15 protein-coding genes are annotated in these 24,675 nt (G+C 30.4%); 8 read left to right on the top strand and 7 right to left on the bottom strand.

Translation table 11 applies throughout. From position 1 onward, the window contains the following. Positions 1–113: 113 nt before the first annotated feature. The 5 genes from BUC09_RS06465 (at position 114) to BUC09_RS06445 (ending at position 12,649) form a co-directional block, all read left to right on the top strand. Positions 114–572: a T9SS type A sorting domain-containing protein gene (locus BUC09_RS06465; RefSeq protein ID WP_073309823.1), complete on the top strand. Its 459-nt coding sequence runs from the start codon at positions 114–116 to the stop codon at positions 570–572. Between the two features lie 25 nt (positions 573–597). Next, the gene (locus BUC09_RS06460) at positions 598–6,864 is read left to right on the top strand and encodes an RHS repeat-associated core domain-containing protein (protein WP_073309821.1); all 6,267 of its coding nucleotides are present in this window, start codon (positions 598–600) and stop codon (positions 6,862–6,864) included. Positions 6,865–6,874: 10 nt separating this feature from the next. Continuing rightward, a complete protein-coding gene (locus BUC09_RS06455; RefSeq protein ID WP_073309819.1) occupies positions 6,875–7,276 on the top strand; it encodes a hypothetical protein in 402 nt (133 codons plus the stop codon). Beyond that, on the top strand, positions 7,276–10,488 hold the full coding sequence (locus BUC09_RS06450; RefSeq protein ID WP_073309816.1) for a T9SS type B sorting domain-containing protein: 3,213 nt from the start codon (positions 7,276–7,278) through the stop codon (positions 10,486–10,488). The genes BUC09_RS06455 and BUC09_RS06450 overlap by 1 nt, the downstream gene beginning before the upstream one ends. 652 nt (positions 10,489–11,140) lie before the next feature. Beyond that, positions 11,141–12,649 carry a sensor histidine kinase gene (locus tag BUC09_RS06445; protein ID WP_073309814.1) on the top strand — a complete coding sequence of 503 codons (1,509 nt, stop codon included), beginning with the start codon at positions 11,141–11,143 and terminating at the stop codon, positions 12,647–12,649. A 51-nt stretch (positions 12,650–12,700) separates the two neighbouring features. Here BUC09_RS06445 and rny read toward each other — a convergent pair whose 3' ends face one another. The 3 genes from rny to BUC09_RS06430 all read right to left on the bottom strand — a co-directional run bounded on the left by rny (position 12,701) and on the right by BUC09_RS06430 (position 15,063). Continuing rightward, on the bottom strand, positions 12,701–14,263 hold the full coding sequence (gene rny, locus BUC09_RS06440; protein ID WP_073309812.1) for a ribonuclease Y: 1,563 nt from the start codon (positions 14,261–14,263) through the stop codon (positions 12,701–12,703). Positions 14,264–14,470: 207 nt separating this feature from the next. Beyond that, positions 14,471–14,764, bottom strand: a complete 294-nt coding sequence (locus BUC09_RS06435) for a cell division protein ZapA (RefSeq protein ID WP_073309810.1) — start codon at positions 14,762–14,764, stop codon at positions 14,471–14,473. 8 nt (positions 14,765–14,772) lie between these two features. Continuing rightward, positions 14,773–15,063 carry a hypothetical protein gene (locus BUC09_RS06430; protein WP_073309809.1) on the bottom strand — a complete coding sequence of 97 codons (291 nt, stop codon included), beginning with the start codon at positions 15,061–15,063 and terminating at the stop codon, positions 14,773–14,775. Between the two features lie 191 nt (positions 15,064–15,254). On the opposite strand from BUC09_RS06430, the gene BUC09_RS14985 reads away from it, so the two are divergent. From BUC09_RS14985 to BUC09_RS06415, 3 genes are read left to right on the top strand one after another with little or no spacing between them, the layout of a single operon-like run. After that, positions 15,255–16,949, top strand: a complete 1,695-nt coding sequence (locus BUC09_RS14985) for a M23 family metallopeptidase (protein ID WP_073309807.1) — start codon at positions 15,255–15,257, stop codon at positions 16,947–16,949. After that, complete coding sequence (locus BUC09_RS06420) at positions 16,946–19,414, top strand: TonB-dependent receptor (RefSeq protein ID WP_073309806.1); 2,469 nt, start codon at positions 16,946–16,948, stop codon at positions 19,412–19,414. The genes BUC09_RS14985 and BUC09_RS06420 overlap by 4 nt, the downstream gene beginning before the upstream one ends. Before the next feature lie 34 nt (positions 19,415–19,448). Beyond that, complete coding sequence (locus BUC09_RS06415) at positions 19,449–20,141, top strand: hypothetical protein (protein WP_073309804.1); 693 nt, start codon at positions 19,449–19,451, stop codon at positions 20,139–20,141. An 18-nt stretch (positions 20,142–20,159) separates the two neighbouring features. On the opposite strand, the gene BUC09_RS06410 is transcribed toward BUC09_RS06415, so the two are convergent. The 4 genes from BUC09_RS06410 to BUC09_RS06400 all read right to left on the bottom strand — a co-directional run bounded on the left by BUC09_RS06410 (position 20,160) and on the right by BUC09_RS06400 (position 24,655). After that, the gene (locus tag BUC09_RS06410) at positions 20,160–20,861 is read right to left on the bottom strand and encodes a hypothetical protein (RefSeq protein ID WP_073309802.1); all 702 of its coding nucleotides are present in this window, start codon (positions 20,859–20,861) and stop codon (positions 20,160–20,162) included. A 5-nt stretch (positions 20,862–20,866) separates the two neighbouring features. Beyond that, a complete protein-coding gene (locus BUC09_RS14765) occupies positions 20,867–21,028 on the bottom strand; it encodes a hypothetical protein (RefSeq protein WP_159432941.1) in 162 nt (53 codons plus the stop codon). A 70-nt stretch (positions 21,029–21,098) separates the two neighbouring features. Beyond that, positions 21,099–22,928, bottom strand: a complete 1,830-nt coding sequence (locus BUC09_RS06405; protein WP_073309800.1) for an ABC transporter ATP-binding protein — start codon at positions 22,926–22,928, stop codon at positions 21,099–21,101. Further along, positions 22,928–24,655 carry a phospho-sugar mutase gene (locus tag BUC09_RS06400; protein WP_073310393.1) on the bottom strand — a complete coding sequence of 576 codons (1,728 nt, stop codon included), beginning with the start codon at positions 24,653–24,655 and terminating at the stop codon, positions 22,928–22,930. Before BUC09_RS06400 ends, BUC09_RS06405 begins: the two co-directional genes overlap by 1 nt. Between the last annotated feature and the right edge of the window lie 20 nt (positions 24,656–24,675).

Genomic DNA, 24,675 nt, shown 5'->3' with positions numbered 1-24,675 from the left:
TAACATATCAAGCGGATTTGTTATTTGTCGGATAAATCTAACTAAATTTAGGTATTGCGTCGTATTGATTTTTAACAGTAATTTCGCGCAAAATTTAAATACCAAATATCTTAATGAAAAAACTACTCTTTTTATTCTTACTAATAGGATCAAACGCATATAGTCAAACACCCAAAAGAATAAAGTTTGTATATGATTCAGCTGGAAATCAAACACAAAGATATATTTGTCTTTGCTTAAGTGCTAAAAATGCAAATGATTCAATTTATAAAACTGAAGAAACTTTAGTTGAAGAAGACATGATACAAGATGCCGAGTATGAACAAATAAAATATTATCCAAATCCAGTTTTAGAAGAACTTTATATAAAATGGCCAAATACAAATGAAAGAAAAGTAATATCAATTGATCTCTTCTCTTTAAATGGTCAACTCCTAAAACGATATGAAAATTTAATTAGTCAAAATAATATGAAAATTGACTTTTATAAATATCCTGAAGGTTTTTATAATGTTTTGTTAATATATGAAAATGGAGAAAATAAGTCTTTAAAAGTCTTAAAGAATAAATAACGTATACTTTAGAGCATATAGCATTATGAAAAATATTTATCTAATAATTTTATTTTTAACATTTAATTCAATTTTTTCCCAAAATTCAGAGCTTACTTTAGAAGGAGAAGTTGGACGAACTAATGGTAATCTTGGTGTTTCTTTAAGCGGAGCTGCAACTTATGATATACCAATCCTTGTTCCTCCAGGTATAAATGGGATTGAACCTAGATTATCCCTTTCTTATAATAGTCATGGAGCAGTAGGCTTGGCTGGTTATGGCTGGAATCTTTCTGGTTTATCATCAATCACTAGAATATCAGCTACTAAATTTCATGACGGTATTAACGATCCAGTTGATCTTGATAGTAATGATCGTTTTGCTCTTGATGGACAAAGGCTTTTGTTGAAAAGCGGTACCTATGGAGTCCCGGGATCAACATATGAAACAGAGAACTATTCAAATTTGAAAATAACATTAACATCATACTACTCATATACCACAAGTGTTGAAAATGGAAGTTCTGTTCAAATATTTGGTAAACTGACTTTTAAAGTAGAATATCCAGATGGCGCTATAGCATATTATGGTAATTCATTGGATTCCAGTGCTTTCTCGATTTCAGGAATAACATCTTGGGAAAATCCTCAAGGTTTAAAAATTAATTATACTTATACGAATTCAAATAACTATTTGTATATAGCTTCTATTAAATATGGGAGTAGAGTAACAAGTGAAGGAATCAATGAAGTACAATTTATTTATAAATCTAGAGCTAGTGCAGAACAAAGTTATCAAGGAAACACTAATATTATAAACGACAAGATATTGAGTCAAATAAAAGTATTAGGCAATACAAATGGATATAGAAATTATTACTTAACACATGAGAATGTAATAGGACAAGAGCAACTCATAGAAATACAAGAAAAATCTGGAAATGAAACAAAGGCATTAAAACCTATTAGATTCACATACGGTCAAAATTTTTCTAACGACATTGAATTTATAGCTCAAAAATTATTTGTTGATGACAATAACAATTATATTTCTTTAAATGAATCATCACTAATTCAAGGAGACTATAATGGAGATGGAGAAATTGATTTATTAAAAACTTCTAATAATTCATATGAAATAATTTCAAATGTAGATGAAAATGCTGGATCTGTTATACAAGCAACTAAGACTTCAAACAACGAATCATCAACGGTTTATAAATCGTTTAACATAGAAGCACTAGATTATTCTTTGTCTGGTAATAAAAAATCAAATAAACAATATTGGTGTACTGTCAGAGGTCAAAATAATCCATCTAAACTTCTTTTTAAAATTTATTCTAATAATTATAATACAAATAATGTCGTTCTTCATGTTACAAAAGAGTTTTTAACTGATGGTTATCACTATTCTCCTGAGACAATATTAAACGGTGATTTTAACGGAGATGGTTTAACAGATGTAATTCTATTAGGAACCTCTCCTAATAATCATTCAACTTTTAAAATTACTCTTATAGACTTAGACAAAAGGTTAATAAACAATTATAATAAAGATATTTCTTCTGCAAATAATATTATAAATAATAGCTTTTTAAAAATTGGAGATTTTGATGGAAATGGTAAAACAGATATACTTACCTATAATGGGGATACAAAAAAAATTATTGCATTTTCATTAGATGAATCCAATTCAGCATTGCAAAAGATTTTTGATTATGATTTCGATTTTGGAGTCAATTATAGCTCATCTATTCTATTAAGATCAATTCTAGTAGCTGATTTTAATGGTGATGGGAAATCCGATTTGTTATCTACTTATGTACAAAAATCTATTTTATATTCTACAGGAAGTGGACTTATAGCTGAACCTTTACCAAATAACTTACCTACTCCAGATAAAGATAATTTTATTCTTGTTTTTGATTTAAACAATGATAGAAAATCAGATATTATAAGTGTTAGTAATTATAATGTATATGCTGGTGTTGAATATTATCCAGTTCTTGCTGGTTATACAGCTAGTGGGCCATTTTACGAATCACGAGAAAGACAATTATACTATAAATATGTATCTATAAGAACATTTATAAAAAGTGGTGTTTCAGGTGTTGATAGTTCTGTTTGGACATATAATACTCTTGAATATAACACTGGAGCTATTGAAAAATCTGACGGAATTCCTATTCCACCACAATATCCTGTTCTTTTAAAAACAAATAAAAAAACTTCAAAAAACATATTAGGTTTACAGTATTTAACTCCCTATAATTATCCTACTGTATTATTTGAAATATCAACACTTGGAAATGAAAATTTATTAAAATCTATCATCAATAATTCTTTGGTAGATGAAATTAATTATAGAAAATTAAGCGATTTTGATGTATATACAAATAGTAGTACACAAATATATGACTATCCTTATTACGAAATCCCATCTAGAATTGATTTTAAGTTAGTATCACAAATACACAGTTATTCGGATTCACATTCTAAGAAAAAAGATTATAAATATTCTGGTGCTACTTTCCACGCAGAAGGATTAGGGTTTTTAGGTTTTCGATCTATATTAAAAACAAATTGGTATACTGATCCTTTACAAATAATTTCTAACATTGAAAAATTTGATTTAAGTAAGAGAGGTGCGCAAATTGATAATTTTACAGTTTTAGGCTTGGTTACTCCAGACTATAATTTAAATACAGGAGGTGTTAATCCATTTATAAATAGAACGGAAATTGTTTATAATGATGAAGATACTTCATACGAAATGCCATTATTACCAAATAAAGTATTTAAACTAAAAAAGACTTTGATTAAACAAACAAATGGTTTAGAAGACACAAGTAAAGAAATTGCAACTGTTTATAATTTAAATAGTAATCCTATTCAAATTACAACTACATATAAAAAAGGAGTATTAGTTGAAAAAGTTAGTACAGAAATATTGTCATATGCATCTATCACATCTCCATATATGGTAGATAGATTAGAACAAAAAAATAAAAATGCAATAATTTACCCTAGTAATAATTCAACTAGTAGTGAAGAGATTTATACATATAATGGAAATTTATTGACACGAATTAAGAAGAAAGGTAATGGAACAGTTTATATAATAGAAGATAATGATTATGATGACTTTGGGAATATTGTAAAAAAAACAATATCTGCACCTGGATTAGCACCTAGAGTCAGCAGTTTTGCATATGACAATACTGGTCGTTTTCTAATTAAAAAAACAGATGTTGGAGGTATAATTACAAAATATACATATGATGTAAATAATGGAAACCTTCAGAGTAAATCATTCCCTTCCAAGACAACTACAACTCTAAGAAACAGTTATAAGTATGATGTCTGGGGTAAAATAATTTCTCAGAAAGACATTTATGGAAAAAATGAAACTTATAATTATTATTATTACGGATTAGGTGGATTTTTAAAAGAGACTATACAAGATGATGGTAGCAGTTCAAAAATTATGTTTGACGAACTAGGTAGAGAGGTGAGGAGTCAAGTAAAAGATATTAATGATAATTGGTCTATAATTGATACTGAATATGATATTTATGATAGAGTTATAAAGAAAAGTCAACCATATAATAATGTTGCATCTGTATGGAATGAAATGCAATATGATGTATACGGTAGGTTAATGCAGTCTACAAGATTAAAATCATTAAGTTCACCAGGTCAAATAACAAATTATTCTTATTCTGGTACTTCAACAACTGAAAATGATGGAATAAAGACTAAAGAAATAATACGAAATTCTTTAGATCAACAAATAACTATAACGGAGACTCCAGGAGGTGTTATTAACAATGAATACTTTGCAAGTGGTAATTTAAAATCCACAATTTGCAACGGAGCAACTATAAATATCGTCGAAGATGGTTGGGGAAATAAAATAGAACTAAATGATCCTTCAGCTGGAAATAGAAAATATGATTATAATCACTTTGGTCAATTAATTCGTGAGGAAATAGTTGGTCAAGGAGAACTAATTTATGAATTAGACGATTTTGGCAAAATCAGTTTCAAAACGGTAAAAGATGTTGGAGGCAACATTAAATCAAAAAGTACATATATATATAATTCATCAAATAACTTGATCGAAAATATACGATTTGATGATTATGTTAATTCAACATTTTCAACGAATAGTTTCACATATGGCACTTATAATAATATTTTGTCAAGTACAGAGGAATTAAATGGAAAAGCTAAATTTGTAAAAACAATATCTTATGATTTGTTTGGAAGGCCTTCAACAGAAACATATCTAATTGAAAATAAATCTGACAACAAAACATCTTCAAGAATTATTATAAATGAATATAAGAACGGTTACAAATCAAAAATTTATGATAATAATTCACCAACAATTCCTCTTTGGGAAGCTAAAACAGTTAATTCTCATGGACAAATTTTAACAGCAAGCTTGGGTAACGGAATAACCATTACCAACACTTATGATGAATATGGTTTCCCTTCTCAAAATAAACATGACAAGTCAGGTACAAATATCATGACTTTGACTAATACATTCGATCCAGTAAGAGGTAACTTATTAACTCGTACTAATAACATGTTTGGGACATGGAGTGAAACAATAACATATGATAATGCTGATAGGTTGACAAGCTATAGAGATGCAGTAGGTGTTCAAAATCAATCATATAATAATAACGGAACTATTGCTAAAAATAATATTGGAGATTATGCCTATGGGATCTCAGGAAAACCGTTTCAAACATCATCTGTTACACCTCTAGACCAATCAGCGACATCGACTGTATTAAACTATTATGATCCTAGAACACAAAATATTACTTATAATCTTTTCAAAAGTCCAATAAGTATTCAAGAAGCTACAAAAGAAAATATTGATTTTGAATATGGAGCTTATAACTCTAGGTCAGCTATGTATTATGGGAGTTTAGATGCTGATAAATCAATACGTCCATACCGCAAATACTACTCTGATGATGGGACGATGGAAATAAAGCTAAAAACTTCCTCTCCTACTTCTGTTGAGTTGATTACCTATTTAGGAGGTGATGGCTATACTGCTCCAGCCGTCTTAAAAAGTGATGGTACTACACAAAAAATATATTATTTACACCGTGATTATCAAGGAACTATTGTAGGCGTTTCTGATGCTTCGGGAGCAATAGTAGAAAAACGTCTATTTGATGTTTGGGGTGAAATAATTAAATACCAAAATGGAGCAATTACTGCCTTACCTGTAAACACAGGAACAATGCTTATTGATAGAGGATATACGGGGCATGAACATTTGTTTGGAGTAGGTTTAATTAATATGAATGGACGTATTTACGATTATAAATTGCATCGCTTTTTACAACCTGATAATAATATACAAGACCCTTCTAACACACAAAACTACAACCGTTATGCTTATGTGATGAACAATCCTACTAAATATACGGATCAAACAGGAGAATTTTGGGGTTGGTTCGCAGGATTTATATTCTCAACTTATGTCCATGGAGCACAAGCAACAGGAAATCCAAATCCATTTCAATGGAATGCTGGGCAATGGGTGAATGCAGGTTTGAGTGCAGCTTCAATAACAATGTCAACTGCATTAACAAATAGTTCAAATAATTTAATTGAAAGTAGTTGGAATAAAAATGAAAGGGAAACATCAAATGTTAATTCAAGTATTAAAGATAATGAACTAAACTATGATACATTTGTAGCAAATATAAACAAAGCCAAATATGACAATAGTTCATTTAAGTATGCAGGAGCGGTAACTGTTGCTCTTTTAGCTGATGATGTAACTGGAATTGGTGCTGTGGATGACGTGCTCATCCCATTTGTTGTAGGTGGAGCTGCTGGTTATTGGGCATGGGAAAATAGATTTGCAATTATAAAATCAGCAATTGATGGTGCTCAAGAAGTAAAACTAGCTTTTACGGCAACTACTGATTATGTTGGGAAAATGAATAAAGAGATTGAAAGGATTGGACGTAAAGTAGGAGGGCCAAAAGGATTTTTATATGAATTAAGAGTTAATCGATCAGGAGAATATTTGGATGTAAGAGGAAATAAAGTTCATTTAAACTCAGGGGATATTTGGAAATATGGTGAAACTACATCTGGAGAGACAAGATATTCTCGTTCAGAACTTCAAGCAATGGTGCCAGGGGGTGTTAGAATGTTTCCAATATTTACAGGAAATCAAGTAGAAATTAAAATACAAGAAAAAATAATGATTTATGGGTATTTTTTCACAAATGGAACATTACCTCCAGGAAATAGAATATTTAGATAAAATTTAAATTATGGAATTTATTATAGGAACACAATTTTCAAGAGAGTTTAACTTTGAGGAGACATTAATTACAGAAAAACTAAGAAATATTTTAAATGAAAAAATTTCGACAAAAAGCTATAGCAATAATTTGAAAAAAGTCTATTTAGATTTTATTTGTATATCTAAAGATTTTGAGTCTTTTTTTACAGTTAGACCTCTAAAAATTTTAAAAAAGGAATCAGCAATTGAGTATGAAATCAAATTAGATTTTGAAATCTTTTTTAATTCAAATTCTGAAGAAAGGTTTAAAATTTTATGCAATGAATTTTTGATAAAATCAAGAATAATTTTATCTGATAAAAAGCTGAAAGAGTTTGAATTAGAAAATTTCATTTATGATTTAGAAGATTCTTTGAAAGAAATAGAATAATGAAATTCATATTCTTTTTATTTTTCACAAGTGCACTCGCTTTTTCTCAGCAAGAAGCGAGTATTTGGTATTTTGGAAGGAATGCTGGTGTTAAATTTAACAATAATGGAAGTATCACAGCCTTATTAGATGGTCAGTTGAACACTTCGGAAGGATGTGCATCTCTTGCAGATAGCAATGGTAATTTACTCTTTTATACTGACGGGAGTACAATTTGGAATAAAAATCATCAAATAATGAGTAATGGTAGTGGATTAATGGGTAATTGGTCTACAACTCAATCTGCAACTATTGTTCAAAAACCAGGTTCCGTTAATTTATTTTATATTTTTACTTTAGATTCTTATGCAGGAGTAAACGGCTTTCGCTATTCCATAATTGATATGAATCAAGATGGAGCTTTAGGTGCTGTTACTAATGATAAAAATATTTTGATTTATACTCCATCTAACGAAAAAATATCTGTCGTAAAACATGCAAATGGTACAGACTTTTGGATTGTCACTCATGGTTGGAACAACAATTCTTTTTACAGTTACTTATTAACATCTTCGGGATTAAATACTACCCCTATAATATCAAACGTAGGATCTTCTACTGGCGGGGTAACTGATAATGCTTGGGGCTATATGAAGATTTCTCCTAATGGTAGCAAACTGGCAATTTCAAATACATTAATGAATCTTGAACTTTTTGATTTTAATATCAATACAGGTCAGTTAAGTAATCCACAAACAATATTTGGTCAATATACTTATGGAGTCGAATTTTCCCCAAATTCTGAAATTTTATATGCAACAATTCCATATGATAATGTCAATTCAATTTTACAATTTGATTTAAACTCTCCAAATATTTCATCATCTGTTCAAGTTGTAAGTAATACCCCATTTGGAGTTATACCTTCAGGCATACAGATGGGGCCCAATAATAAGATTTATATTAGCCAATACGGAGAATCAAAATTGGGGGTAATAAACAACCCAGATATTGTAGGTGCTGGATGTAATGTGCAATTAGATGCTGTTGATTTAGCAGGAAGAAAATGCGATTTAGGTCTGCCTCCATTTGTTACATCATTTTTTTTCTCACCTACCATACAATTTAATGGTAGTTGTGAAGGTGAAATGAGTAATTTTAGTATAAATAGCAATCTCTCTATTTCAAACACCACTTGGGATTTTGGGGATGGTACACCAACTCAAATTGGCATGAATATCAGTCATGTTTATGCAAATTCAGGAAATTACGATGTTACAATTACTATTAATACATCTCAAGGGACAATTTCAAATACAAGAGTTATTACTATTTATCCTAAACCAAACATAAACTCTATCATTTCACTCAACCAATGCGACGACAATATTGATGGTTTTAGTAGTTTTAATCTAACTGAAGTCAATAGTAAAATATCTGCTAATTTTGCAAATGAAACATTCAGCTATTTTGAAACTGTTTCAGATGCTCAAAATAATGTTAATCCCATAACAAATTTTACTACTTATATCAACCAAGTGGTAAGTAATGATGTAGTATATGTTAGAGTAGCTAATATAAATGGTTGTTTTAGGATAGCACAACTTAATTTAAGTGTATCAACTACACAAATTCCTGTAAATTTCAACAGAAATTTCACGTCTTGTGATGATGCTATTTTAGGCACAAACATAGATGGTGTAAGTAGTTTTGATTTCAGTAGTGTCACTCCGCAAATTCAGAGTCTATTTCCTGTGGGTCAACAGCTAATTATATCTTATTATAGAAATTTACAAGACGCACTTGGAGAACAAAATGCTATATTTGACATTTCAAATTATAGAAACACGGGTTATCCTAATTCTCAAAATATTTATATTAGAGTAGATAGTGCTGTAAATAATGATTGTTTAGGATTAGGGCAACACATAACACTAAATGTAGAACGAATTCCTATTGTACAGCCACAAGAGTACAGATTTTGTGATGATAATCAAGATGGACAATATCCATTTAATACAACAAATTTACAATCAAGTTTATTAAACGGACTAACCAATGTGTCTGTCGCTTATTATGATCAAAATAATAATATTTTGCCAAGTCCATTACCAAATCCATTTGTAACAGCTTCACAAACTATTAGAGCAGTTGTGACTAATAACACGCCAACTGCTTGTAACTATGAAACAACAATAAAATTTATTGTAGATGATTTACCTGAAGCTTTCCCAATAAGTACAACTTTAACTACAGTTTGTGATGATGAATTAAATCCAATGAATCAAGACGGATTATTTGCTTTTGATACATCAACATTCCAAAATTCGATTTTAGGCAACCAAACAGGTATGATAGTCAATTATTTTGATCAAAATAATAATCCATTAGCTAGTCCACTCCCTAATCCATTTATTACAGCTACACAAAATGTACGTGTTGAGATAGTTAATCCTAATAATGTAAACTGTAAGGCAATCTACAATATTCCTTTTGTAGTTCATCCTGTTCCAAAAATCAATTTAAACGGAAATGAAATTGTATGTAACGAATTAACAATCACTAAAATTCTCAATGCAGGGATTGAAGATGGGACTTCAATAAATGATTATACTTACATCTGGAAGAAAGATGGACTTATACTTTCTAATGAGACAAACTACACACTAAATGTTAATAATGAAGGGACTTACGCAGTTGAGGTTAAAAATGCTTTTGGCTGTACTCGAACAAGAACTATTAATGTTGTTGCTTCTGACCTTGCTACTATTTCAGACATCCAAGTTAGTGATTTGTCCGAATCGAATTCAATAATTGTAAATGTTACTGGTAATGGAAATTATGTATCTAGTTTAGATGCTATTAACTTTCAAGAATCCAACACATTTTACAATTTACCTGCGGGTGTTTATACTGTTTATGTAAAAGATTTAAATGGTTGTGGCATTTCCCAAGAAGAAGTTAGTGTTTTAGGAATTCCAAAATATTTTACACCTAATGGAGACGGTTATCATGATTATTGGAACATTCAAGGAATAAGCAGTAAAATAAATACTAAAACCCAAATTCATATTTTTGATCGTTTTGGAAAACTAATCAAGCAATTGAATCCAACTTCCCAAGGTTGGGATGGCACTTATCTAGGACAACCATTACCTTCTTCTGATTATTGGTACTCTATAAAGTTGGAAGATGGTAGAGATATAAAAGGGCATTTTACGTTGAAAAGATAATACTTTTTACATTGTTCATTGTCAAGTTTTCAATAGAAGAATACGATAAACTCTATACTAAATTAGTGTGTTTAACTTTAGTTGCAACTAAAATTGCAACCTTTGAAAATTGTAGTTGATTAAAAACAATTCGCTAATTGTGTTGTATTTATTATAAAGTCTTAGTGTTTCCTTTAAAAGCAACCTAAATTCTAATCTTTAGTTGCAATTTAGGTTGCAATATCATTGCAATGATTTCTAATTTTAATTGCAATAATTCAAGGATGTTTATTTTTTTTGTGTTTAAATTTAATTTTTAAAATATCAATAAAATAGAGATATTTTATAGGTTAGTTCGTTTTTCGTTTATTGAAACTTTTTGGCCTAATAGATGAAAAAGAAAATGGAATTATAATCATTAAAAAAAATGATTATATTGCGATCCAATTTGAGTACACGAAACGGTACACGATTTTCATCACATCAACAATATAAAGGGTTTAACTTCGATAAAATTTGAATTCATAACCCTGAGGTCACGGGTTCAACTCCCGTCTTCGCTACAAAAAAAAGCCCAGTTAATCGCTGGGCTTTTTTATTTTAAATAAGTTGTAAGTGAAAAAACTGGTAAAATTAAGTTTTTTTAGGTACATTGCTATGTAAATTTCTCTTTATGAATAACGGCTACTTAGAAGATTTAGAGAATGATTATTTAAAAAAGATAGTATCTCAGCAGAAAGATTTATTCTTTCAGTTCACTCTTGCGCCAAATTTATCTGTAACAATTAATTTTTTAAGAGGATTAGTTGATGAATTTTTCGAATATTCTTTAGAACAGATAAATGATAATCCAAATTTAATTTTTGAGAATAGAATCAATAAGCAAGATCTTCAGAAAATGAAGAAGGTCTTTTTTGAAAGTATTGATACTCTTAAAAGTTGCGAATTTGATTATAGAGTCACTTTGCCAAAACGTGGTGATAAATGGTATAGAGTTGTTGGTACCTGCGAAAGAACTGAAGAGGGTATCGCTTTTTATGGAACTAATAGTGATGTAACATCCTTGAAACATCAAGAAACTGAGTATAAAATATCTGAAGCTAGAAGTCAATTTGCTAATTTGGCTTCAGGAATAGGTGTTTGGGATTGGAATATGGTAACAAATGAAGTTTTTTATTCTGCTCAGTCTTTAAAAATATTAGAATTAGAAAATAGCGAGCTTGATTTGATTTCTAATCCTGAAAAATGGGATGAATTGGTGCATCCAGATGATCTTGATGTTTATTTTGGAAATATTAAAGAGCATTTTGAAGGAAGAGTGCCATATTATGAGACCTATCATAGAGTTTTGTGTAATGGAAAATACAAATGGATTCTTGATAGAGGAAAAGTTATTTCAAGAGATGTAAATGGTAATCCACTTAGGATAATTGGAACACATACCGATGTAACTTCACAAAAAATTAGAGAACAAAAACTACAAGAAACACTAGATTTGGTTAATAATCAAAAAAGTAAATTATTAAACTTTGCTCATATCGTTTCTCACAATTTAAAGAATCATACAGGTAATTTAAGTTCGCTTTTAAAAATGCATGCTGAAGAATACCTAACAACTGAAGAGACTTTATCAAGTATCCGCATTGTTTCTGATGAGTTGACTACCACAATTGAAAACTTAGTAGAATTAGTAAATATTCAGGTTTCTAATAATATAGAAAGTCAAAATTTGAAAATTCTTGATTATTTTAATAAAGTAGTTTTGCTTTTAGGTGATGATATTAAAAAGAATGATGTTCAAATCATTAATAATATACCTAGTGATTTAAAAGTTTGGTTTATTCCTGCTTATTTAGATAGTATTTTGCTTAATCTTTCTACCAATGCTATAAAGTATTCGGATCCTTCAAAACAACCTTTAATTGAGTATTATGTGGAAGAAGAAGATGGTTTTGATGTTTTATGTGTAAGAGATAATGGGCTTGGGATCGATTTAGATAAATATAAGGACTCTGTTTTTGGTTTGTATAAAACATTTCATAGAAATGAAAATTCCACCGGAATTGGCCTCTATATAACCAAAAATCAAGTCGAAGCAATGGATGGTAAAATAACTGTAGACAGTATTGTAGGTGAGGGGACTACTTTTAAAGTTTATTTTAAAAAGAAATCACAATTATAATAAATAAAAAAGACCGCTTGAGAGCGGTCTTTTTTATTGTATAAATAAATTTTATTTAGCAATATTAACAGCTCTTGTTTCTCTAATAACTGTAATCTTAACTTGACCAGGGTAAGTCATTTCTGTTTGAATTTTGTGAGAAATATCAAAAGATAGTTTTGAAGCCATTTCGTCAGATACTTTTTCACTTTCTACAATTACACGCAACTCACGACCAGCTTGAATTGCATAAGCGCTTTTTACTCCGCCAAATCCGTATGCAATATCTTCAAGGTCTTTTAATCTTTGAATGTAAGAATCTAAAACTTGTCGGCGTGCTCCTGGACGTGCACCAGAAATTGCATCACATACTTGAATGATAGGAGAAAGTAATGATTTCATTTCAATCTCGTCATGGTGTGCACCAATAGCATTGCAAACTTCTTCTTTTTCGCCGTATTTTTCAGCCCATTGCATACCTAATAAAGCGTGTGGTAAGTCGCTTTCTGTGTCAGGAACTTTTCCAATATCGTGTAATAGACCAGCTCTTTTTGCAAGTTTAACATTTAATCCAAGTTCGGCAGCCATTAAACCACAAAGTTTAGCTACTTCGCGAGAGTGTTGTAATAAGTTTTGTCCGTATGAAGAACGGTATTTCATACGACCCACTATTTTAATTAATTCAGGGTGTAATCCGTGAATTCCTAAATCGATTACAGTACGTTTACCAACTTCAATGATTTCGTCTTCAATTTGTTTTTGAGTTTTTGCAACAACCTCTTCAATACGAGCAGGGTGAATACGTCCGTCAGTAACTAATTTATGAAGCGCTAATCTGGCAATTTCACGACGAACTGGGTCAAAACATGATAATATGATTGCTTCTGGAGTATCATCTACAATAATTTCAACGCCAGTGGCAGCTTCTATTGCTCTAATGTTACGTCCTTCACGACCAATAATTCTTCCTTTTACATCATCAGATTCAATGTTGAATACAGAAACACAGTTTTCAACTGCTTCTTCGGTACCAACTCTTTGAATAGTGTTAATGATAACTTTTTTAGCCTCTTGTTGTGCTGTTAATTTAGCTTCTTCAAGTGTTTCCTGAATGTAAGCCATAGCGTTTGTCTTAGCTTCAGCTTTTAAGCTTTCAACCAATTGATTTTTTGCATCTTCAGCAGATAGTCCAGAAATTACTTCAAGTTGCTCAACTTGAGATTTGTGCATCTTCTCAATTTCAGCCGATTTTTTGTCTAAAGCTTCAATTTTAGTTTGATATTCTGCGGCTTTTGATTCGAACTCGTCGTTTACTTTTTTTGCTTTAGCTAATTCGTTAGATACTTGAGATTCTTTGTCTCGTACTCTTTTTTCAACTTCGGCAACTTTTCTATCTCTTGACAAGATTACTTGTTCGTGTTCTGCTTTTAATTCAATGAATTTTTCTTTGGCTTGTAAAATTTTATCTTTCTTAATGTTTTCTGCTTCTTGATTAGCATCTTTTAAAATCGAAGCTGCTTCTTTTTTTGCATTTTTAATCAAGTTTGACACATTACTTTTTTCAATGAATTTTGCAATCCCAAATCCGCCTGCTAATCCTATAATTCCAGCAATAATTATTGTTAAAATGTCCATAGTTTATTTGAATGTTTATATATAAAAAAACCTACATTAGGAGAATTGCATAAACTCGTATAGACAAGTTTTGAGCTAACTCGTTTTTCAAGCTTCCTACTTAAAGGCTTGCTATAGTCACGATGATTTGCTCATTCTAATTTGTTAGTGTTGAGTTTATCAAATAAGTACTAATGTAGGTAGTATTTTTAGTGTATGTTAAGAACGTTATTTATCTAGATAATCTGCTAATAAATCATTTAATTTTTCCAATTTCAGTTTAGTTGTTTCTTCAACAGTAGATTTGTCTATTTGTCTTTGTTCAACTTGAGCTGCAAATTGTAAAGCGCACATGGCTAAAACATCTTGTTTGTCACGCACTGCATAATTTTGTTCAAACTGTTTAATCATTGCATCTATTTTTTTTGAAGCACTTCTAAGTCCTTCTTCTTGGCTAGGATCTACCGTTAATGGGTAAATTCTGTCAGCAATAGATATTTTAATTTTTAGTTTATCACTCATTATGCTTTTTAATCAGATAATTGAGCTATACAGTAATCAATTTCTCTAATCAATGAATTTATTTTAAGCTTAGTATCTCTTTTGTATTCGTCACTACCAAGTAATGAATTTGTGATTTTAATAGAGTCAAAATTTGACTTTAAATCTCTTATTTCTTGAGCTTGATGTTGGATAATTTGTTCTGCTTGGTTAAGCTTTTGTTGTATTTCTTGATTTGATTGTTTCAAATCCTCCATTTTTTTAAGGAGTTTTTGAAATCTAACTTCAAGAGAATCAACTATTCCTCCAATATCACTCATTACAATAAAAATTCATTACATAACTTCACAAAGTTAATATTCCTAATGAATTATAGCAATATCTTTTAGAAAAAAAATTATTTTTTTGCATTTTGGTCTATTAATTTGTTTGCTGTTATATAGTTACATCTTTACTTTTATAAGTAAAAGTTTATAAAACAAATTCGTTATATTAGCAAAAAATGTTTTTTATGAGAATTGCAGTTGCCGCAATATTTTTACTAACAAATTTTTTATCTGCTCAGGATAAGTACCCGAAAGATTATTTTGGTTCACCATTAGATATTCCTTTATCATTGGCAGGATCTTTTGGAGAATTGCGACCCAATCATTTTCACTCTGGTATAGATTTTAGAACCCAAAAAAAAGAAGGTTTGCCTGTTTATGCCAGTGCTGATGGATTCATTTCAAGAATCAAAATTTCAACGGCTGGTTATGGGAAATCTATATACATTGATCACCCTAATGGTTTTACAACTGTTTATGCGCATTTGCAACGTTGTGCGCCAGAAATTCAAGCTGTTTTGAATAAGGAGCATTATGATAAGCAAAATTATGAAATTGAAATAAAACCTAAGCCTAATGAATTAATAGTTAAAAAAGGTGATTTAATAGCTTATTCTGGAAATACGGGTGGGTCAAGTGGACCACATTTGCATTTTGAAATTAGAGATACTCAATCTGAATTCATTATTAATCCACTCTATTTTGGTCTGTGTGATAGTTTAAAAGATACAAAAAAGCCTATTCTGAATTCAATTTTAGCTTATCCTCTCGATGAGAGTTCTCAAATTAATGGTTCTGCTGAACCAATTTTTTTAAGTCTAAACTTGCAAAAAGATGGTACATATATTACAAACAAAATTGTAGCTAATGGTAAAATTAGTTTTGCAGTTAATGCATATGATGTCGCTGATAATAGTTATGGTAAGAATGGTATTTTTAAAATGACATCTTTTGTAAACGGGTTGCCATACTTTGGATATGAATTTGAAACTTTTTCGTTTGATGAAACCAAGTTGATAAATACTTTTATAGACTATCCAAGATATCAATCTCAAAAACAACGTTTTCAAAAATTATTTGTTGGTTATTTCTTTCCTCCAAGTATTATAAAAACCAGAAAAGATGATGGAATTTTAACTATTTCATCAAATCTTACATCTAATTATAAAGTTATTTTAGAGGATTTTAATCAAAACAAAACAGAAGTAATAATACCTGTGTCTTATGGAGTATTGCCTGTAACTCAGAAAAAAAAGGAAAAAATCACTCCTTACTTTTTAAAAACACTTAACGAGCACAGTTATGTTAAGGATGATATTTCTGTTTTTATACCAGAAAAAACTTTTTATGAAGATTTTTATTTAGATTTTAATGTTAAAAATAACGAATTGTTTTTACACAATGACTCGGTTGCAGTAAGCAAAAATATTACGATTACATTCGATGTGTCTAAAATACCTGTTGATGAAAGAGAGAAAATGTTTATAGCCAACTTGGACAGAGGTCGTACAGAATTTAATACCACATACAAAAAGGAAAATACATTTACTATATACACAAAAAAGCTTGGAAAGTTTTTCTTGTTTAAAGATGAAGAAGCTCCACGAATTTATAATCCTAGTTTTAAAGAAGGAGATGTTCTTGATGAAGCAAAAACATTAAAAATATCTATCTCGGATAATTTATCAGGGATAAAAGAATATAATGCTTATTTGAATGGAAAGTGGATTTTAATGGAATATGAAACTAAGCAAAATAGATTGACTCATAATTTTACTGATGCTATTTTTGTAAATGGTAAAAATGATTTTAAATTAATTGTAAAAGATAATATGGGAAATTCTAGTACATTTGAATCCTATTTTACCAAAACCAAATAAATATTTTGAAAACCTTATATTCTATCTTCTTTTTTCTGGTATCAATTTTGACATTTGCCCAAACTGCAAGGGTAAAAGGAATAGTGTTAGACGAAAATAATCAGCCAGTAGAAAATGTAAATGTTTCTTTTCAGGAAAATAAAACGGTAACTAATTCGAATGGTTTTTACATCTTGACAATTCCATCAAATGTTAAATCAAACCTTAAATTCTCTCATGTATCTCTCAAAGTAGCAGTAATTTCTTTAGAATTAAAGCCTAATGAAGATTATGAATTCAATATAATCCTTAAAAGTAATGTTGAACAAATAGGAGAGGTGGTTATTACAAATAATAGTCGTAAGAGAGTAGAAGGAGTTACAACTATTTCTCCTAAAGCCATTCGATTAATTCCCGGAGCCAATGCAGGAGTTGAGAATATTTTGAAAACACTTCCTGGAGTTTATTCAAATAATGAATTGAGTACACAATATGCTGTACGAGGCGGAAATTATGATGAAAACTTAGTATATGTAAACGAAATTGAAGTGTATAGACCTTTTTTGATTCGTTCAGGGCAACAAGAAGGATTGAGTTTTACAAACACAGATTTGGTTCAAAACGTTGATTTTTCTGCGGGAGGTTTTCAAGCGAAATTTGGTGATAAATTGTCTTCAGTGTTGGATATCACTTACAGAAGACCTACAAAATTTGGAGCTTCATTAGAAGCAAGTTTCCTTGGGGCTAGTTTAGCAGTTGAAAATGCTTCAAAAAATCAAAAATGGACTGCTATTACAGGAGTTAGATATAGAGATAATAGATTGTTAGTAAACAGTCAGAAGACTGAAACAGATTTTAAACCTCGTTTTGCAGATATTCAGACTTACATAACATTTACACCAAATGCTAAGTGGCAACACAGCTTTTTAGGAAATATATCTCAAAATAAGTACGATTATAAACCTCTTTTTAGCAAAACAAATTTTGGGACTATTAGTGAGCCAATTGCTTTACTTATAGAATATCAAGGGCAGGAAAAAGACAAGTATACTACTGTTTTTGGTGCTTATAAAGGGACTTATTCTGTAAATGAAAATTTTGATTTAAAATTTATTGGTTCTGCTTATCATACTACTGAACAAGAGTATTTTGATATTCTAGCACAATATAGATTAGGGGAAGTAAATTCTAATTTAGGTGACGATAATTTTGGGAATGTAGAATACACTCGTGGAGTAGGTTCTCAATTATCACATGCTAGAAATGATTTAGATGCATTAATAGTAAATGCAGAAGTAAAAGGGTTTCATAAAAAAAATGACAATCAGATAGAGTGGGGAATAAAATATACAAAGGAAAGTATTCGTGATCGTTTAAGAGAATGGGAAGTGGTTGACTCTGCTGGTTTTTCTTTAAACAATCCAATTCTAGATACACCTGTTAATGAACAACCTTATACACCTTACACGGGTCCTTTAGTACCTTATAGCAATGTTAGGGCAAAGAATTTCACAGATATCAATCGAATTTCAGGTTATACTCAATGGAATAGAAGGACAAAATGGAATGAACATGATATTTTTACAAATATTGGGGTTAGAGCTCAACAGTGGCAAGTAAGTGAAGATAATATCAATGGTAAAAGCCAGATGACTTTTAGCCCACGTGCTCAGTTTGCTATCAAGCCTAATTGGGATATGGATATGCTTTTTAGATTATCAGGTGGTTTGTATCATCAACCTCCTTTTTATAGAGAGTTAAGAGATAAGGAAGGTGTGGTTCAACCTAATGTAAAAGCACAAAAATCTGTTCATATAGTTTTAGGAAATGATTATAGTTTTAAAATGTGGAGTCGACCTTTTAGACTGGTTTCTGAGATATATTACAAATCACTTTCAGATGTTAATCCATATACACTAGATAATGTTCGAATTCGTTATGCGGCAAATAATAATGCGACTGCATACGCAGAAGGTCTAGATTTGCGTTTAAATGGAGAATTTGTTCCTGGAACAGAATCATGGTTAAGTTTTGGGTATTTAAAAACTGAAGAAAATATTGATAACAAAGGATTTATTGCTAGACCTACAGACCAAAGATTAAAATTTGGAATTCTTTTTCAGGATTATGTGCCAAATATTCCAGCATTGAAAATGTACCTTAACTTGGTTTACAATACAGGATTGCCTGGTGGTTCACCGTCTTATGCTAATCCTTATGATTATCAACTGAGATTAAGAGATTACCGAAGAGCTGATGCTGGTTTTTCGTATGTGTTTACTGATAGAGCTAGAGCAAAAGAAGAAGGTAGTTGGTTGTATAAATTCAAAGAACTATCATTGGGTCTTGAAATATTTAATATGTTTAATAATCAAAACGCTATAACCAATACATGGGTTAGAGATGTTTATACAAAGCAGCAGTATGGGGTGCCAAATTATCTAACGACTCGTGTTTTTAGTGTTAAGTTGGTTGCCAAGTTGTAATTTTTTAGAATATATTTGATTAAAATTAGCTAGCATGAAAAAGATAATTGTTTATATACTTCCTTTATTTTCACTTTTTTGGAATTGTAAAGAGGAACAAAAACCAAAAGTGAAGTACGATAAGCCATTAAATAAAGTTGAGGTTAAAAAGGATACCTCAAAATTAATGGTAGCTGATTTGCCAATTCAGTTTGCTAATTCTAATGTATTGATTTATACTATTGGAGCACTACAAGTTAGTAATTTTCAAAAAAGCAGTTATACAGAAAAAATTGAAGCGGGTTCAACATATAATGTTTCAAATGTTTTAGAAGACGAATTAACGGGTTATTTGCAAAATATTAAATTTCAAGAAATTGGATCAGATTCATTGCATGTTTTAACAGATAAATTGCTAATGATTGAAAGAGTAACATTTTTGAAATCTAAAAAAGTATTAGTTTATGTGCTTGCAGATGCTGATACAAATCAAGACAGCAAGGTTGATTCAGATGATATAAAATCTTTGTACATTAGTACTGATATGGGTAAAAATTTTACTAAAGTATCACCTGAACTGCAAGAGTTGATTGATTGGAACTATGTAGAAGCTGCTAATAAAATATTTTTTAGGACTATCGATGATCGCAATAAAAATGGCGCTTTCGATAAAAACGATGATCTGCATTATTTTACAGTAAATATTAACAAAGATTGGAAAGCTGAAGAATTTAAGGTGGTGAAATAATTTGATTTTAGTAAAAATTTAAATCAAAATATCACTTTCAAGATCTGATTTTTCTATTTCAAAATCAAATCCTAATCGCTCAACCAATTCAATAACTAGTTTTTTATACCAGTTTTCGCTTTTTGGGTGAATGTAAATCTTTTCGATAAGAGTGTTAATGTCTACTTGAATTTTTAAACCATCATTGATACTGAAGTTGTGAGCAGTAACATCAGAAATAACCCTTATCTCTCTTTCATACTGAAAACTTTTTCGTTTAAATAGAAAAGGGAAAAAAGCATCATCAAAAGGAATGTATTCTTTTTTGTAGTCTATATAATTTACTTCGCCTATATATTGTTCAAAATGTCTTTCTTTTTGTAAAGCCTCTTTTAATCTGCCAATAGTTGATTGAATGGCTAATCCTTCATTGTTTTTAGTAAATATTTGCCACATGGCAAAACTTTCATATTCATTAGTGTGCCAACTACTAACTACTACATTTTCACGATGTGATTTGTAATAATCAAGAAATTTTGGATTGTTTTGAGAAATTTTTTTAATCTCTTCAAAAGTGGGTTCGCTAAACGTACCTTCGTATTGATCTTCGAACTTGTCAGAACGAGACATAAACATTTTTCCAGACAGCAAAATGTCTAAAAATTTAGATAAATCAAGGTATTTCCAAACAACAGTATCTGGATTTTCAGGAAGTTTGATATTGCTGTTAGGAATGTACATATTTATTATTTAGGAAATTTTGCTGAATATCTTCCAAGGAAAAATGAACTCAATGTAAAGATTACAATAAATCTCGAGAGAATATATTCACCTAAAAATTCATTAATCAAATAAAAAATAATTCCTGAAAGTATAATAAAGAGTCCTGTAAAAGTGCTTTGCTTCATGAATTGATTTTTTTACTAAGATATATATTCTTTTATTTAATAAAAAATCCCGAGCTAGTCGGGATTCTATTTATTCAAAAGATTGCATCATTACTAATTTGGAATAGGTTCCGTTTTTAGCTAAAAGTTCATCGTGAGTTCCTTGCTCTACAATTTCTCCTTTTTGCATTACTACAATTTTGTCTGCTTTTTGAATTGTAGATAAACGATGTGCAATTACTATTGATGTTCTATTTTGCATCATGTTTTCTAGTGCAACTTGAACAAATTTTTCGCTTTCTGTGTCAAGTGCAGAAGTTGCTTCGTCCAAAATCATGATTGGAGGATTTTTAAGCACGGCACGAGCAATAGATAAACGTTGTTTTTGACCACCAGATAATTTTCCTCCAGCATCACCTATGTTAGTCTCTATTCCGTTAGGTAAATCTTTTACAAACTCATAAGCATTAGCGACTTTAAGTGCTTCAATGATTTCTTCATCAGTTGCATTAGGTTTACCAATAAGTAAATTGTTTTTTATAGTTTCATTGAATAAGATTGAATCTTGTGTCACTAAGCCCATTAAGCCTCTAAGAGAGTGCATGTTCATGTCTTTGATGTTGATTCCGTCTATTGAGATGTTTCCTTCTTGTACATCATAAAAACGAGTCAATAAATTGGCAATTGTACTTTTTCCACTTCCAGATTGTCCAACTAAAGCAACTGTTTTCCCTTTTGGTACATCTAATGAAAAATTCTTCAATACATTTTCTTCTGCGTAAGCAAAATTGATATTTTCAATGGTAATTTTGTTGTCAAAAGAAGTTTTTTCGACTGCATCTGGTTTGTCTGTAATAGTGTTTTCTTGTTCTAATAACACGAAAACTCTTTCGGCAGCGGCTAATCCACTTTTAACTTGATAAGAAGCTTTTGAAATTGCTTTTGCAGGAGTAAGGATAGTATAGGCTAAGGCGATGTAAGTTATAAATGCTGTACTACTTAATGTTTGATCTACTAAAACTAATTTTCCTCCATACCATAGTAAAGTTCCGATGGTCATGATTCCCAAGAATTCACTCATTGGTGATGCTAAATTATTTTTGTTGGAAATACTGTTAGATAACTTTAGTAATCGGTTTATAGAATCATTAAATTTTTGAATGAAAATATTCTCCGCATTAAATCCTTTAACCACTTTTAAACCAGTTAAAGTTTCATCTAACGTAGAAATGAAAACTCCTGACTCTTGTTGAGCACGTTGTGATTTTGATTTTAAACTTTTACCAATTCTAGAAATAATGAATCCTGAAATTGGGATAAATAAAAATACAAACAACGTTAGTTTAGCACTTATAGCAAACATGGCCACGATTGAGAAAGCAATGGTTAATGGCTCTCTAACTATTAATTCAAGAATTTGAAAAAAAGAGTTTTGAACCTCGCCAACATCCCCAAGCATTCGAGCCATCACATCTCCTTTACGTTGATCTGAATAATATGAAACAGGAAGATGAATGATTTTATGATATAGTTTTTGTCTTAAATCACGTAACACTCCGTTTCTTAATGCAGTGACATGCCTTGAAGCTAAATAGTTAAATAAGTTTTTAAGTAATGCAGTGATTAAAACAATTCCAATAACTAATAGTAAAGCGTTTTGTTTTCCATGTTCATTAGAAACACTGGTTATTGTGTAGTTTAAATAATCTACACCGTAATCTTTTATATTAGCTATACCTGTGTAAATAGGCTTAATTAATACCCTTTCGCCTTTGTCAAAAATAACATCGAGAGTGGGCATTAACGAAACCATTAATAACGTGCTAAATAAAGCATATAGTACGTTAAAAATAATGTTTAAAGTAACATCCCTTTTGTAATGTAATGCAAAAGGGATTATTTTTTTTAAATTGTTATCCATTAATTAAGATTAAGTTCTTTTATGATGTTTGTTATTTTAGCATCTAAAAGTTGTTCTGCCTCAGGAATATCTGAAAGATTTTCTATAGTGCAATTCACACTAAAATAAAATTTGATTTTTGGCTCAGTACCACTTGGTCTAGCACAAATTTTACTTCCGTCTTCTAAATAATATATTAAAACATTTGATTTAGGAATTGTAATTTCAAACTCTTCATTATTCATAAAGTCTTTTCCTTTAGAACTCTGATAGTCTTCTACACAAACGACACGTTGACCATTAATTTGTGAAAGCGGATTTTCACGCAAGTCAATCATCATTTGTTTGATTTCATTTGCACCTTCAATCCCTTTTTTAGTAATTGAAATTAAATGTTCTTTATAGAAACCAAAGTCCACATACATTTGAAGTAATTCTTGATACAAAGTGCTTCCTTTTTCTTTGGCTTGGGCTGCAATTTCGCAAACTAATAATATTGCTCCCACGCCGTCTTTGTCTCGAACAGCATCTCCAACCATGAATCCAAAACTTTCTTCACCACCACCAATAAATTTTTGATTAGGAAAATCTTTTATGAATTTAGCAATCCATTTAAATCCTGTCAATCCAACTTTGCATTCTACGCCATAGGCTTCGGCTAAGTCAAGCATCATAGGCGTTGATACAATGGTTGATCCTATAAATTCTTGACCAGTAAGTTTGCCTTGTTTTTTCCATTGCTCTAAAAGGAAAGCTGTCATTACAACCATGGTTTGATTGCCATTTAAAAGTATCATTTCTCCTTTAGTATTTCTTACGGCAACTCCTAAACGATCTGAATCTGGATCTGTACCTACGACAATATCAGCATTAATTTTTTCTGCCAATTGCATAGCCATTTCTAAAGCTTCAGGTTCTTCAGGATTAGGAGATTTTACTGTAGGAAAATTTCCGTTAGGAACTTCTTGCTCTTTTACTATGTTTACATCTGTATATCCTGCCTTTGCTAAGACTCCAGGAATTGCTTTTATAGAAGTTCCATGAAGTGGAGTATAAACTATTTTTAAATTTTCTCTTGCTGATTTAGATGTCTCAAAACTTGCATTAGCAACAGTTGAGTCTCTAAAAGCTTCATCAACAGCAACGTCGATATATTCAATCAAGTTTTCGTTAGCATTGAAATTTACATCTGTATATTCTAAATTTTCAATGATCTTGATTACTTCTCCATCTTGAGGTGGTACAATTTGACCTCCATCTTGCCAGTATACTTTGTAACCATTGTATTCTGGTGGGTTGTGGGAAGCAGTAAGAACAATTCCAACATGACAATTTAAATGCTTAACAGCAAAAGAAAGTTCTGGAGTTGGACGCATGTCAGAAAAAAGATATACTTTAATTCCGTTAGCAGAAAAAACATCAGCAACAACTTTGGCTAAAGTGTTACTGTTATTTCTACAATCGTATGCAATAGCTGCTTTTAATTCTTCACCAGGGAAACATTTTTTTAAGTAATCTGATAAGCCTTGAGTGTTTTTACCTAAAGTATATTTATTGATTCTGTTTGTTCCAACACCCATTATACCACGCATTCCTCCAGTCCCAAATTCAAGATTTTTATAAAAACTATCTTCTAATTCTTTTGGAGAAGATGTCATCATTTCTTTGATGGCTTCTTGTGTTTGATTGTCGAAGGTTGGGGTAAGCCAAATATTTACTTTGTCTAAAATTGCCTTTTCTATATGCATTATCTTAATTTTAGAGTTAA

Source organism: Flavobacterium terrae (genome assembly GCF_900142035.1).
Lineage (GTDB): Bacteria > Bacteroidota > Bacteroidia > Flavobacteriales > Flavobacteriaceae > Flavobacterium > Flavobacterium terrae.
This window is presented reverse-complemented; position numbering and strand designations above follow the sequence as displayed.